Origin of the sequence: Pseudomonas alvandae (assembly GCF_019141525.1) — a bacterium.
Classification (GTDB): Bacteria; Pseudomonadota; Gammaproteobacteria; order Pseudomonadales; family Pseudomonadaceae; genus Aquipseudomonas; species Aquipseudomonas alvandae.
This window is the reverse complement of the sequence record NZ_CP077080.1, coordinates 3,734,615-3,748,968: the sequence shown is the minus strand read 5'-3', so window position 1 is coordinate 3,748,968 and position 14,354 is coordinate 3,734,615. Positions and strand designations below refer to the sequence as shown.

The window sequence follows — 14,354 nt, the reverse complement described above, 5'->3', positions numbered from 1 at the left end:
ACAAGCAAAATGAAGGACATCAAATGCTCGATCGCCTGATGCATCGCTGCTGGCTGCGTGGAATTCGCCTGTCGGAAGCCGAAGGCCAACTGGTTGTCACGCCCGGATCAACCAAGGCGCTGGATGATGAATTGGCTCGCGAACTGACGGCGCGCAGCGCCGAGGTGCTGCAATGGCTGGCCTTGCACCCCGATTATTTTGCGGCGCGCCCGTTGACGGATAACGAGCAGGCGCTCTGGTTTCTCCAGCGCCTGGAGCCGGACAGCTGCGCCTATAACATCGCTTACGCCGGACGCATCAAGGCGCAGTTCGTCACCGAGGATTTGCCCCAGCGCCTGCAAGACGCCTGGGAAACGGTGCAGCGACGCTACCCGATGCTGTGCACCGCCTATGCCGAGCGCAATGGCGACCTGTTGCAGTGGAGCCATCGTGAGCACGTCCGGCCGCTGGAGCGCGTGGCGTTGCAGGCGGCCGATGCCCAGGCATTGCAGCAGAGCATCACCGAGTGGGCCGATAAACCGTTCAACCTGGAGGCCGGCGACGTCAGTCGGGTCGTCCTGTTGAGCAATGCCCAGGCCGGTCATGTCGAGCACACCGTGCTGCTGGTGATTCATCACATTGCCGCCGACCTGGCCACGTTCTACATCGTGCTCAACGAACTGTTCGCGTTGATCAATGAGCAAGCGCTGCCCGCTGTGAATCCGGACGCGTATCGCGACTATTGCAGCGACCTGCATGTGCGCAGCGAAGCCGCCGAACCGGTGGAGTTGGCGTGGTGGCAAGCACAATTGGCCGATGCCCCGGCACTGGAATTGCCGACCGATTTTCACTACGGCAGCAACCAGGCGTTCCAGGGCGGAGAGTTGTCGGTTCGTTTCGATCCGGCCACTGCGGCGCGGATTCGTGCCGTGGCCCGCCAATGGGGTGTGACGCCTTATATCTGCTGGTTCTCGTTATTCCAGCAGTTCCTCGGCGTGCTGTCCGGGCAGGATGATTTTGTCCTGGGCACGCCCAGCGGCTGGCGCTTGCGGCGCGAGCACGTCAACCTGCCGGGGTATCTGGTCAACCCGTTGCCGATCCGTTGCCGCTTGCAACGCGAGCTGTCCAGCGGTGATTGGGCCAGGCAGGTGGACGCCACCGTCAAGCAGGCCTTGCAGCACCGCCACTATCCGTTCTCGCGCCTGGTCAAACAGCTGGATCTGCCACGGCAGATGGGCAGGGCGCCGCTGTTCCAGCACATGTTCACCCTTAACAAGGAACGCATCGCGCCGTTCGAGCAGTATGTCGACCGCCTGCTGTCGGAGCAGCGCGGCGCGGCCCATGAGCTGAACATGGTGGTGATCGACGAGGAGGAGGGCTTCCTTTGCCGGTGGCGCTACAGCAAGGCGCTGTATCGCCGTGAAACGGTCGAGCGCTATTGCGATCAATTCGTTGCCCTGGTCCACGCGGTCATCGAACAGCCGGGCGTACCGTTTGCCCAGCTCGACTGGTTGGCACCGGCGCAGCAGTCGCTCCTCAGCGGCGAGGACATGTCGGTCCCGGTCAGCAACGCCTGGCAGGCATTTACCCAGCAGTGCGCCCACAAGCCGGCGTCGATTGCCCTGCAAGACGAGCAAGGTACGCTCAGCTATGCCGAACTCGGCCAGGCGGTGGCGGCCCGTGGCGAGCGCTTGCAGGCAAGCGCGAACCTGGAGGGCGCGCGCATCGCCCTGTGCCTGCCCCGCAGCCGCGAGCTGGTGATGCACATGCTCGCGGCCTGGCAGTGCGGCGCCACCTACCTGGCCCTCGATCCGCAATGGCCGCAGTCGCGTTTGCAGGACATCTGCCAGGACGCTGCGCCCAAGGTCTGGGTCGGCGAGGGCCTGCGACCGGAATGGCTGCCGGAAGCGGTGCGCTGGCTGTCGTTGCCCAGTGCCGGGTTGTCGAATGGATCGCCGTTGCGCGCATCCCTGGCTGCGGACCTTCCAGCCTACGTCGTCTACACCTCCGGCTCCACCGGCAGGCCGAAAGGCGTGGCGGTCAGCCAGGGCAATCTGATCCATTACGTGACGGGCTGCCTCGAACGCCTCGCCCTGCCAGCCGATGCCAGCCTGGCGAGCCTGGCCAGTTGCGCCACCGACTTGGGGCACACGGCCTTGTTCGGTGCATTGCTCAGCGGCCGTCGCCTGCGACTGTTGGCCGAGGAACTGGCGTTCGACGCCGAGGAGCTGGCGGCCGTGCTTGAGCGCGAGCCCGTGGACCTGCTGAAAATCGTGCCTTCACACCTCAACGCCTTGCTGGTCGCCAACGATCCGCAACGCTTGCTGCCGCGCCAATGCCTGGTAACCGGTGGCGAAGCCTTGGGCCATGAACTGGTCTCGCGCTTGCGGGCATTGAAGCCGGACCTGCGTATCGTCAACCACTACGGACCCAGTGAAACCACCGTCGGGGTGTTGACCCATGAGGTCGATATCGATGGCGCGGCACCGCTGGGTCGACCGCTGCCCAATGTCCAGGTCAGCGTGCGTTCGCCCGACGGCCGTCTGTTGCCGATCGGTGTCAGCGGCGAGCTCTGCGTGCAGGGCAAGACCGTTGCGCTGGGTTATCTCAGCGCCAGCGACGCCGACCGCACCCGCTTCGGAGCCCATGGCTATCGCACCGGCGACCGGGTGCGGCTCAATCATCTGGGGCAGGTAGAGTTTCTCGGCCGGCTCGATGAGCAGGTCAAGATTCGTGGCTACCGGGTAGAGCCGGCGGAAGTCGCGGCACGGCTGCGGGCGATGCCGCACGTCAGCGATGTACAGGTGCTGAACAGCCCGTCGCCGTTGACGGGCAACCGCCTGGTGGCGTTCCTGCTCGCACCTTCGAGTGCGTTGCCGGATATTCAAGCCGCCCTGCAAGCGCAACTGCCGGACTACATGCAGCCGGCCCAGTGGCATTGCCTCGATGGGTTTGCCTTGTTGCCCAACGGCAAGGTGGATCGCAAGGCATTGCTGCAGTTGGCCGAGCAAGCGCCGGCCACCGCGCAGCAAGTGTCTCCAAGCGAGGAGCCTCTGGACGCGGTCGAAAGCGCGTTGCTCGGCATCTGGCGCGGGCTGCTCGGCAATCCCGACCTGGGGCCCGATGACAACTTCTTTGCCTTGGGCGGCGACTCGATCCTCGGCCTGCAGATCATCGCGTTGGCGCGCCAGCAACATATCCTGATGACGCCCAAGCAACTGTTCGCCGAACAGACCGTACGCGCCTTGGCCCGAGTGGTGCAAACGCCACGGCGCAGCCTTGAACAGCGTCTGCTCGACATCGCTCGCGAGATCCTCAATAACCCCGAGCTGCGGGTCGATGACAACTTCTTCAGTATCGGTGGCGACTCGATCCTGAGTTTGCAGATCATCGCCCGGGCCAAGCAGCAGGGGCTGCAACTCAAGCCCAAGCAGATTTTCGAGTTCCCCACCGTGCGCGGTTGGGCCGAGCAGGTGGTTGATCTTGGCGCGGTGAAGGCGGGCGCTACGCCAGCCGTGCTTGAACCTGCCACCGCATTTGCCCTGACGCCGATCCAGCAATGGTTCTTCGCCCAGGAGCAAACCGAATCCGGGCACTGGAACCAATCCTTGCTGCTGGCGTTGAACGCGCCATTGGAAAAGCCGCGATTTATCCAGGCCGTGGGCGCGTTGCTGCAGCGTCACGCGAGCTTGCGCCTGGTCTTCGAAACCTCGCCGCAAGGCTGGCAGCAACGCTACCAGGCCTTTTCCCCGAGCCTGCTCGACGGGTTATTCCAGGTCGAGGACCAACCGCTGGACGACGCGCTGTTGCAGCGTTGGCAACAAGGCTTCGAGCTGGGCAAGGCGCCATTGATTCGCTGGGTGTATTTCTCCCAGAGCCAGGCATTGTTGTGCACGGCGCATCACTTGCTTGTCGATGCCGTGTCCTGGCAGGTGCTGCTGGAAGAACTGGAAAGCCTCTACCTGCAACCAAGCGTGGCGTTGCCTGGCGTTTCGGCGGGTTTTCATGTGTGGAGCGAGGCCTTGCAGCAACATCGCCTGGAGCCCGCCGTCCTGGCCCAGGTCGGCTATTGGCATGAGCAGTTGGCCGCCGAACATAACGTTCTTCAACAGCCCAATGCATACGGCGAAAGCCGGACACTGGACATGCAACTGTCGGTGGAGCAAACGCAGTTATTGCTGGGCGATTGCCACGCGGCCTACGGCACCCAGGTCCAGGATCTGCTGGTGGCCGCATTGGCCGGTGTCATCGGCCAATGGCAGGGCCGCGAGCGCGTCACCCTTGAGCTGGAAAGCCACGGCCGCAGCGGCTGGGAGCAAGGCCCCGAGCTGTCGCGCTCGATCGGTTGGCACACCAGCCGCTACCCGCTGGCGGTCGAAACTTCGTGGGACCTGGAGTCGTCGATCATCGCGGCCAAGGAAGCCCTGCGCCGCGTCCCCGAACAAGGCATCGGCTACGGCCTGTTGCGCCAGGATCCGGCCCACGGCCTGGGTGCCGCCTCGCTGCTGACCTTCAACTACCTGGGGCGGGTCGACCAATGGATCGGCGCATCGAGCCTCTGGCGTCTCGCGCGGCCGATGTGCCCCGGGATGCGCGCCGAGAGCACCCGCCGCACGCACTGGCTGGATGTGACGGCGCTGGTCAACGAAGGCCAGCTACATGTCGAGTGGCGTTACGCACCGCAGGTCCACGACCCGGTGTTGGTGAACGAACTGGCGCGACAGTTCCAGCAGCGGATCAGCGCCTTGCTAGAGCACTGCCAGGCCCCCTCGGTGGGCCGCGCCACGGCTTCGGATTTCGCCGACTCCGGCCTGTCCGACGATGAATTCCTGGGGCTGCTCGAACAACTCGAGCAATGAGCCCTCGCGTCCCAAACATTACAGGTTCGGATACCGTCAGCATGAACGACAAGGTCAAGGCTCTTTCGCGCAACATCGAAGCGATCTACCCGCTGGCTCCCATGCAGCAAGGATTGCTGTTCCACAGCTTGATGCACCCTGGCAAGGGCATGTATCTGCTGCAATATCGCCATGTCATGGTCATGCCGGACCTCGACCTCGCGGCCTTCCGCCAGGCCTGGGCGCAGGTGGTGGAGCGCCATGAACTGCTGCGCACATCATTCGTCTGGAAGCAGCAGAAGCGCCCGATGCAGGTGGTGCACAAGCAGGTCGAACTGCCGATCACCTACGAGGATTGGTCGCTCCTGAGCGAAGGCGAGCAGCAGGACCGCCTCGAGCAATTGCTCGGCGAAGAACGCGCCGAAGGGCTGGATTTCACCAAGGCGCCACTGATGCGCGTCCGGTTGTACAAGCTGGCGCCCGACACCTACCAGTTCGTGCGCAGCTACCACCACATCCTCATGGATGCGTGGTGCTTCTCGATCATCATGATGGACTTCCTCAACGGCTACCGCGCCGCCCGGGAAGGTCGTCGATTGAACCTGCCGACACCGCGCCCGTATCGCGACTTCATTCGCTGGCTGGAAACCCAGAAACCGGAAGATCACCAAGCTTTCTGGCAACAGCGCTTGGCGGGCTTCGACACGCCCAACGAGTTTGGCTTCGGTCACATCGGCCGGGTCCAAGGCGCTGCCGAACCGGTCGAGGACTGTGTCGAATTCCTGGAGCCCGGGCAGACCCAGGCATTGCAGAACGTCGCGGCCCGGCATGGCCTGACCCTCAACACCCTGGTGCAAGGCGCCTGGGCTTTGTTGCTGGCGCGCTACAGCGGCGATCGCGACTTGGTGTTCGGTATCACCGTCGCCGGCCGCCCGGTGCACCTGCAAGGCATGGAAAGCATCGTCGGCCTGTTCATCAACAGCTTGCCGCTGCGCTGGAGTTGTGGCCCGGAGGATGGGCTTGGTCCGTGGCTGAAAGCCCTGCAGACCGAGAACCTGAGCCTGCGCGAGCACGAGAGTGTTTCCCTGGCGGACATCCAGCGCTGGAGCGACGTGCAGCGCCAGGACCTGTTCCAGAGCCTGTTCGTGTTCGAGAACGCGCCCATTGCCGCCGACCTGCGCCAGGGGCAGTTGGACTACCTGATCAGTGACATGGCCAACCGCACCCACACCAACTACCCGATCACGGTGGTGATCGTGCCGGGCGAGCGCCTGCACCTGCAGTTGACCTACCAAACCGACTGGTTCCTGCGCAAAGAAGTCCAGCAGATGCTGCGGCATTTCCGCACCTTGTTGTTGAACATGGGCGAAGCCCTCGACGTAAACGCCGGCACGCCGTTGCATCAATTGGCGATGCTGGATGAAAGTGAAATCACCCACCAGCACAAGGTTTGGGCCGGTGGAGGGCTGGAACCCGACGAGCAACTGCTGCAGCCGTTGTATGTCGAGCGTTTCCAGCAACAGGTTCGCCAGACCCCAGAGCGCGTCGCCATGGTCCATGGTGAGCAAAGCCTGACGTTCGATCAGTTGAACCGCGCCGCCAACCGATTGGCCCGGCACTTGCGCGCCCAAGGTGTGGGCAGTGACGACTTGATCGCGGTGTTCGACGAGCGGGGCCTGGACCTGGTGGTGATGATTGTCGCCACGCTCAAGGCCGGTGCCGGTTGGCTGCCGCTCGATCCGCGCAACCCGGCCCAGCGCCTGGCCCAGGTGCTGCGCCAGAGCCGCACGCCGTTGCTGATTCATAGCGCAGGGCAGGGCGAACTGGCGATGCAGGCCCTCGACCTGCTCGACCAGCGGCCCAAGGCCGTGCGCTACGACCCCTCGGTACTGGGCAGCTACAGCGACGATGACCTGAACATCGCCGTGCACGACACATCGTTGGCCTATTGCATCTTCACCTCCGGCTCCACCGGCACGCCGAAGGGCGCGATGGTGGCGCAGGCGGGCATGCTCAATAACATCCTCGGCAAACTGCCGGGGCTGGGGCTCGATGCGAACGACGTGATCGCCCAGACCGCGCCGCAGTGCTTCGACATTTCAGTCTGGCAAACCCTCGCCGGCCTGGTGCTCGGGGCTCGCACGGTGATCCTTGGCGATTGCGTGGTGCAGGACCCCGAAGCACTGGCCTCGGCCATCGGACGCCACGGCATCAGCATCCTCGAAGCGGTGCCGTCCTTGATGCAAAGCCTGCTGGACGCAGGACTGGAAACCTCGCCCCTGCGCTGGGTTCTTGCCACGGGCGAGGCCTTGCCGCCAGCCTTGGCGCGTCGTTGGTTCGAGCGCTACCCGGCGATCCCGCTGATGAACGCCTACGGGCCGGCGGAATGCTCCGATGACGTAGCGTTTCATCCGCTGCTCGAGCGCTTGCCGGAACAACGCATCAACGTGCCGATCGGCCGTGCCACGCTGAACAATCGCTTGTACCTGCTCAATGCTGATTTGCAGCCGATACCGGTGGGCGCGGTCGGGGAGATCTTCGTCGCCGGCGTCGGCGTCGGGCGCGGCTACATGGCCGACCCGGCGCGTACGGCGGCAGTCTTCCTGCCGGATCCGATCGCCAACGACGGTTCTCGCCTGTACCGCACCGGCGACCTGGCGCGCTTCCTGCCCAACGGCGATCTGGAGTACGTCGGACGCACCGACCACCAAGTCAAGATTCGCGGCCATCGCATCGAGCTGGACGAGATCGAGGCTTGCCTGACCCGTTACCCCGGCGTGCGCGAAGCCGTGGTCGTGGCCCGTGACGACCAGCAGCGCGCCAAGGTGCTGGTGGCTTACGTCGTGGCCGATGGCGCCTGCAGCATCGAGGCGTTGCGCGAGCATGTACTGGGCAATCTCCCGGCCTACATGATCCCGAGCGCATTCGTGTTCCTGGAGCGTTTCCCGCTCAACGGCAACGGCAAGATCGACCGCAAGTCGTTGCCCGCGCCGGATTTTGCCGCGCAAAGCCAGGCCCGCTATGTGGCGCCGAGCAGCGAGCTGCAAGGCCAGTTGGTCGAAGCCTGGCAAAGCGTGCTCGGCCTGGGCCAGGTGGGTGTCGAGGACAACTTCTTCGAGCTGGGCGGCCATTCGCTGCTGGCGACCCAGTTGATCGGCCTGATCGGCAAGCTCAGCGGCAAGGATTTGCCGTTGCGCGTGGTCTTCGAGCGTCCCACCATCACCGCCATGGCCGATTGGCTGGAGAACCAGGCCGGCGCGGTAAAGCCGTCGCCGACGTTGCTGCCGCGCCCGGAAACGCTGCCGCTCTCGTTTGCCCAGCAACGGTTGTGGTTCCTGCAACAACTCGACCCCGACAGCCCGGCGTACAACCTGGCCGGCGCCGTGCGCCTGACCGGCGAGCTGCACGTCGCTGACCTGCACGCGGCCTTGCAAGCGGTCCTCGACCAGCACGAGGTGCTGCGCACCGGGTTCATCGGCGCGGCTCAAGGGCCGAGCCAGGTTGTCCTTGCGCACAGCGAACTTGAGTTGCCGGTCATCGATGTGGCGAGCGAAGACGCGCTGCACGAACGACTGCGCCGCGACGCCATGACGCCGTTCGCCCTCGACGCGGCGCCGCTGCTGCGCGCCAGGCTGTATCGCCTGGCGCCGGAGGCGTTCGTCTTGTCGTTGAATTGCCACCACATCGTTGCCGATGGCTGGTCCCTGCAACTGATCATCGACGGCCTCTGCGAGCAGTACCGCAATCGTCGCCAGGGCGTGGCGACCCCACGGCCCGTCCCGGCAATGCAATACGCCGACTACGCCGTGTGGCAGCGCCAATGGATGGGCAGCAAGGCGTGTGAGCAAGAGCTGGCCTACTGGCGCGAGCAACTGGCCGGCGAGCTGCCGGTGCTCGACCTGGCGGCCGATTTTCCTCGTCCCGCCCAGGCCAGCCAGGCTGGTGGACGCGTCGAGTGTCGCTTATCCGAGGACCTGGCGGCACGGCTCAGGGCCTTCAGCGCGCGTCATGGTTGGAGCAACTTCATCCCGATGCTGACGGCATTCCAACTGATGTTGCGCAGTCGCAGCGGCGAAGACGACATCCTCGTCGGTGTACCGGCGGCCAACCGGCACCATGCGGTGTTGCAGCCGCTGGTGGGGTGTTTCGTCAACACCTTGGTGTATCGCAAGAAGCTTTCCGGCGAACGCAGCCCGCTGCAACTGATGAACGAATTGCAGGCCTTGTCCGTGTCGGTCCAGTCCCACCAGGATTTGCCGTTCGACTACTTGATCGAACAACTGGGCGTGGTCCGGCAGGTGAGCTACAACCCGCTGTTCCAAGTGATGTTCAACTACTTCCCGGGCAACGCCCTGGAGCGTTTCGAACTCACCGACGTCATCGCCGAACCGCTGGACAACCGCCCCGACAGCGCCTTGTGCGACCTGCACCTGGACGTGCGCGACAGCGAGCATGGCATCAGCCTCAGCTTGCAATACAGCAGCGATCTGTTCCGCGAGCAGACCGTGCAAGGCATGGCCGAGCAATACCTGGCCTTGCTCGATGCGCTGATCGAGCAAGCTGCCGAGCCGCTGGGTGAACTGGCATGGCAGCCCGCCGAACGGGCGCTGGCGCGGATCGATGGCCGCGCGGTGGCCGGTCAACGGGACATCCTCGAAGCGTTCGCGCTTCAGGTTGCCCACCAGCCGGAGGCGATTGCCGTCGTGGCCGGCAATCAACAACTGACTTACGCCGAGCTGGACCAGGCCGCCGAGGCGCTCGCGGCGACGTTGCAAGCCCATGGCGTCGGTGTCGAAGACCGCGTGGCGTTGAGCCTGCCCCGCGACGCACGCCTGCCCATGGCCATGCTGGCGGTGCTCAAGGCCGGTGCGGCGTATGTGCCGCTGGCCGAGGACACGCCGCCGGAGCGTGGCCGCTACATTCTCGAAGCGGCGCAGCCCACGTTATGCCTGGGCACCACCGAGAGCCTCGGCGTGTTGGCGCAGTGGAACACCGGGCTGCCGTTGCTGGACATCGACGCCAGCGGCTCGGCCGTCCCGTGCAAGCCTGTGGCCTGCATCGCCGGTCAACTCGCCTACGTGCTGTACACCTCGGGTTCCACCGGCCAGCCCAAAGGCGTGGCGATCAGCCGTGGCAACCTGATGAACCTGATGCTGGCCGTCGATCAGGTCTTGCTGATGACGCCCCGCGACCGGGTCCTGGCCCTGACCACCGCGACGTTCGACATTGCCATCGTCGAGTTGCTCCTGCCCTTGGCCCATGGCGCCAGCATCCTCCTGGCCGATCGGGAGCAGGCGCGGGATCCGCAAGCGATCGATCAATTGTTGCTGACCGGACAACCCACCGTCATGCAGGCCACGCCGGCCACTTGGCGGATGTTGGTGGCGCACACCTCGCGCAGTTGGCAGGGCGTGCGAGCCGTCTCCGGTGGCGAAGCCCTGCCGTGCGCGCTGGCCGAAGCCATCGAGGGCAGGGGCGCCAAGGTCATCAACGGCTACGGACCGACGGAAGCGACCGTCTACAGCACCTTCGAAGTGCGCAGCGGCAACGAAAGCGCCATCGAGGTACCGATCGGGCAACCGGTGGCCAATACCGCTGCGTACGTGCTCGACGCCGACCTGCAACCGGTCGCCGCCGGCGTGCCCGGCGAGCTGTACCTGGCCGGGGCCAACCTGGGTCGCGGCTATTTCGCTGCCGCGCGCCTGACCGCCGCGGCGTTCCTGCCGGATCCTTTCGTGGCCGGCGCGCGCATGTACCGTACCGGTGACCGGGTGCGCCGCAATAGCGATGGCAGCCTGGATTACCTCGGACGCCTGGATTTCCAGGTCAAGCTGCGGGGTTTCCGTATCGAACTGGGCGAAATCGAAGCGCTGTTGTCCCGGGTCCCCGGGGTTCGCGAGGCGGCCGTGGTGCTGCTGGGCAGTGGGGATTCGGCGCGGTTGGTGGGTTACTACGCTGGCGATGCGCTGGACGAAACGACGCTGCGCGCCTGCCTCGGCGCACAGTTGCCGGACTACATGCTGCCCAGCCAATTCGTTCGCCTCGACACCCTGCCGTTGAGCCCCAGCGGCAAGGTCGACCGCAAGGCCCTGCCAGCACCGCAGCAGCGTGACGGCCAGCAGGGAGGATTGTCGAGCGAGTGGGAGCAGACCCTGGCTGGCCTCTGGCAAGAGCTGCTGGGATGCACCGACGTTGGCGCGGACGATAACTTCTTTGCCCTGGGCGGGCACTCGCTGTTGGCGGCGCGGCTGGTGGCACGAATCGCCGAACAGCATGGTCGGCGCCTGCCGTTGCGCAGCGTGTTCGAACAACCGGTGCTGCGCGACCTCGCCGCGACATTGGCCGAGGCCAGCACCGAGGCCGACGGCATCCTGCGTCCGTTCGAAGAACCCCTCGCGCCGTTGCATTTCACTCAGCAACGCTTGTGGTTCCTCGACCGTTTGCAGGGCGATACCCAGGCCTATCACCTGTCCCTGGCCTTGCGCCTGGACGGCTTCCTGCAACCGGCATTGCTGGAACAGGCGCTGGTGCACCTGGTGGTTCGCCAACACAGCCTGCGGACGGTGTTCAGCGACACCGCCGAGGGCGCACGCCAGCATGTCGAAGACCTCGGCGCGATGCCGCTGAGCTTCGAACCGCTGGAAAACGACGAATATTCCAGCGGCTTCGCCCAGAAGCTCAGCCAGGAGGCGCAGCGTCCGTTCGACCTCACCGCGCCGCCGCTGTGGCGGGTGCGGGTGTACCAAGGCCCGGGCCGAAGCGTGCTGCAAGTGACCTTGCACCACATCATTGCCGATGCGCGCTCATTGGAAATCCTCTTCGCCGAACTGCAACACATCTACCAAGCCTTGCTGGAAGGACGCGACGCTTGCCTGCCAGCCTTGCCGCTGCAGTTTTCCGACGTCGCGGCCAGTTGGCAAAGCCCGGCGGGGCAGGCGCGGATCGAGTCGCAGCTTGATTACTGGCGACGCACCCTGGCGGGCGAACCGCCGGTGCTGAACCTGCCGACCGACATGCCACGGCCCGCGGAGCAGGGCTACAAGGGCCAGCGCCTGCGCTTCCACCTGCCGGCTACGCTGGTCAAGCGCCTGCGCGAGACGGCGCAGCGCCACGGCCTGACCGCTTTCGCACCGTTGCTGGCCGCCTGGAAAACCTTGTTGGCCAGACACTCGGGCCAACGGGACATCTGGATCGGCCTGCCGGTCGCCCATCGACATCAGGCCCACACCGACAACCTGATCGGCTATTTCGCCACCACCCAGGTCCTGCGCAGCCACCTCGATCCCCAGCAATCGGTCGAGCAGTTCTGGCAGCAATTGCAAGCCACGCACCTGGCGGCGCAACAGCATGCCGACGTGCCGTTCGAACGCTTGGTGGAAGCTCTGCAAGTGCGCCGCGATCTCAGCCACACGCCGCTGTTCCAGGCGTTGTTCAACCTGATCCAGCGCGACGCCAACGCAACGCTCGAGCAGCATTTCGCCGGCTTGCCGGCACAGCGGCTCAACGTTGAAAGCGACAGTGCCCTGGTGGACATCGGCCTGCACATCGAGCAGCAGGGCGAGGACTGGCAATGCGTGCTGGAATACAACACCGACCTGTTCCTGGCACACACCGCACAACGTTATGCCGATGAGTTCCGCTGCCTGCTCGAAGGCATGTTGCAACAACCGGATGCGCGTCTCTGGGACATCGACCTGGCCAACGCCGATCATGCCTTGGCCCAGCGCCCATGGAATCGACCTGCGCAATCCTTGGCGCCGGTGATGGACGTCATCGCCCGTTTTGAACAGCAGGTCGTCCTGTCGCCCGAGGCGCTGGCGGTGGATTGCCAGGACCAGCAACTGAGCTACGCGCAACTCAACGCCATCAGCAATCGCCTGGCCCATTGGCTGCGTGCGCAAGGTGTCGGCACCGATGACCTGGTTGCCGTTTGCCTGAGTCGTGGCCCATGGCTGCTGCCAACCTTGCTGGCGATACACAAGGCCGGTGCGGCGTACCTGCCGCTGGATCCGCAGCACCCGAGCGAGCGCCTGGGCTTCATCATCGGGCATGCGCGTCCGGCCCTGGTGCTCAGCGAAAGCCTGTGCGCCGAGGCCTTGGGCGACGTCGATCACATCCTGCTCGACCGGTTGCCGCTGGACACCCGCAGCGACGCCAACCTTGCGTTGCCGATCGATGAGCAGCAGCGCGCCTACGTGATCTACACCTCGGGCTCGACCGGCACACCGAAAGGCGTGCAGGTCAGCCGCGGCAACCTGAGCAACTTGCTGGCCGGCCTCGATCGCTTGCTGCCGCTCGGCGCCGAGGATGTCTGGCTCGCCAGCACCACGTACGCCTTCGATATGTGCAAGCCGGAGCTGTTCCTGCCGCTGGTCAACGGCGCGGCCATCCTGCTGGCGCGCCGCGAGCAGGTGGTCGATGGACATCAGTTGTTCGGGCTGCTGCGCCGGGCCACGGTGTTCCAGGCCACCCCCGCGGGTTGGCAGATACTGTTGGAAACCGGCCAGGTCGATTGGCCGCCGCTGCGTGGCCTGATCGGTGGCGAGGCGGTGCCCGGTGAGCTGGTGAACGAACTGCGTGGCCGTGGCGTGGCGCTGATCAATGCCTACGGCCCGACGGAAACCACCGTCTGGTCGACCACCCAGGCATTGCAGGACGTGCCGTCCGGCGTCGCCGACATCGGCATGCCTCTGCTCAATACCCTCTGCTACGTGCTCGACGACATGCTCCGCCCGGTGCCGCTGGGGGCGACGGGCGAGCTGTATATCGCCGGCTCCGGCGTCACCCGGGGTTATCAGCACGCGCCAGCCATCACGGCGGCGGCATATTTGCCGGACCCTTATGCCGGCGAACCGGGTAGCCGCATGTACCGCACCGGCGACTTGGTACGCCGCCGCAACGACGGGCGGCTGGCTTATGTCGGTCGCGGTGATTTCCAGGTCAAGGTGCGCGGTTTCCGCATCGAGCCCGGTGAAATCGAATCGCTGCTGCGCCGTTACCCCGGCGTGGAAGAAGCCGTGGTGATGATCGATGCCCGCAGCCAGAGTCTGTTTGCCTGGCTGCAGGCACCGAGCCCGGTTGATCAGGCGGCGCTGCGTCGGTATCTGGAAGGCGTGTTGCCGGGCTACATGATTCCGGCCGGCTTCATCGAACAGCCGCGCCTGGCCCTTAACGCCAACGGCAAGATCGATCGCAAGGCCTTGCCGGCACCGCAGCCGGTGGCGATCCAGGGTGTAGCGCCGCGCAGCGAGCTGGAGCAGCAATTGGCGGACATCTGGCAGGAGCTGCTGGCGTTGCCGCAGGTCGGGGTGTTCAACAGCTTCTTCGAGCTGGGCGGTCATTCGTTGTTGGCCATGCGCTTGATGACGCAAGTCGAGAGCCGTTTCGGCGTCAAGCTCGAACTTCGCAGCCTGTTCCAGAACCCGACGATCGCCGCGCTTGCCGAACAGATCGAAAAACCCCAGGGGCCGTCGACCGACGAAGCCCTGGACGAAATGCAGCGCCTGTTGGCCGAGATGGAAATGTAAGGATGAGTAC

2 protein-coding genes are annotated in these 14,354 nt (G+C 65.1%); both read left to right on the top strand.

What is annotated here, in order from left to right; genetic code table 11:
• Positions 1 to 23: 23 nt before the first annotated feature.
• Positions 24 to 4,838, top strand: coding sequence for a non-ribosomal peptide synthetase (locus KSS97_RS16540; RefSeq protein WP_217859653.1), 4,815 nt, complete (start codon positions 24 to 26; stop codon positions 4,836 to 4,838).
• Between the two features lie 41 nt (positions 4,839 to 4,879).
• Positions 4,880 to 14,344 carry a non-ribosomal peptide synthetase gene (locus KSS97_RS16535; protein ID WP_217859652.1) on the top strand — a complete coding sequence of 3,155 codons (9,465 nt, stop codon included), beginning with the start codon at positions 4,880 to 4,882 and terminating at the stop codon, positions 14,342 to 14,344.
• Positions 14,345 to 14,354 lie beyond the last annotated feature (10 nt).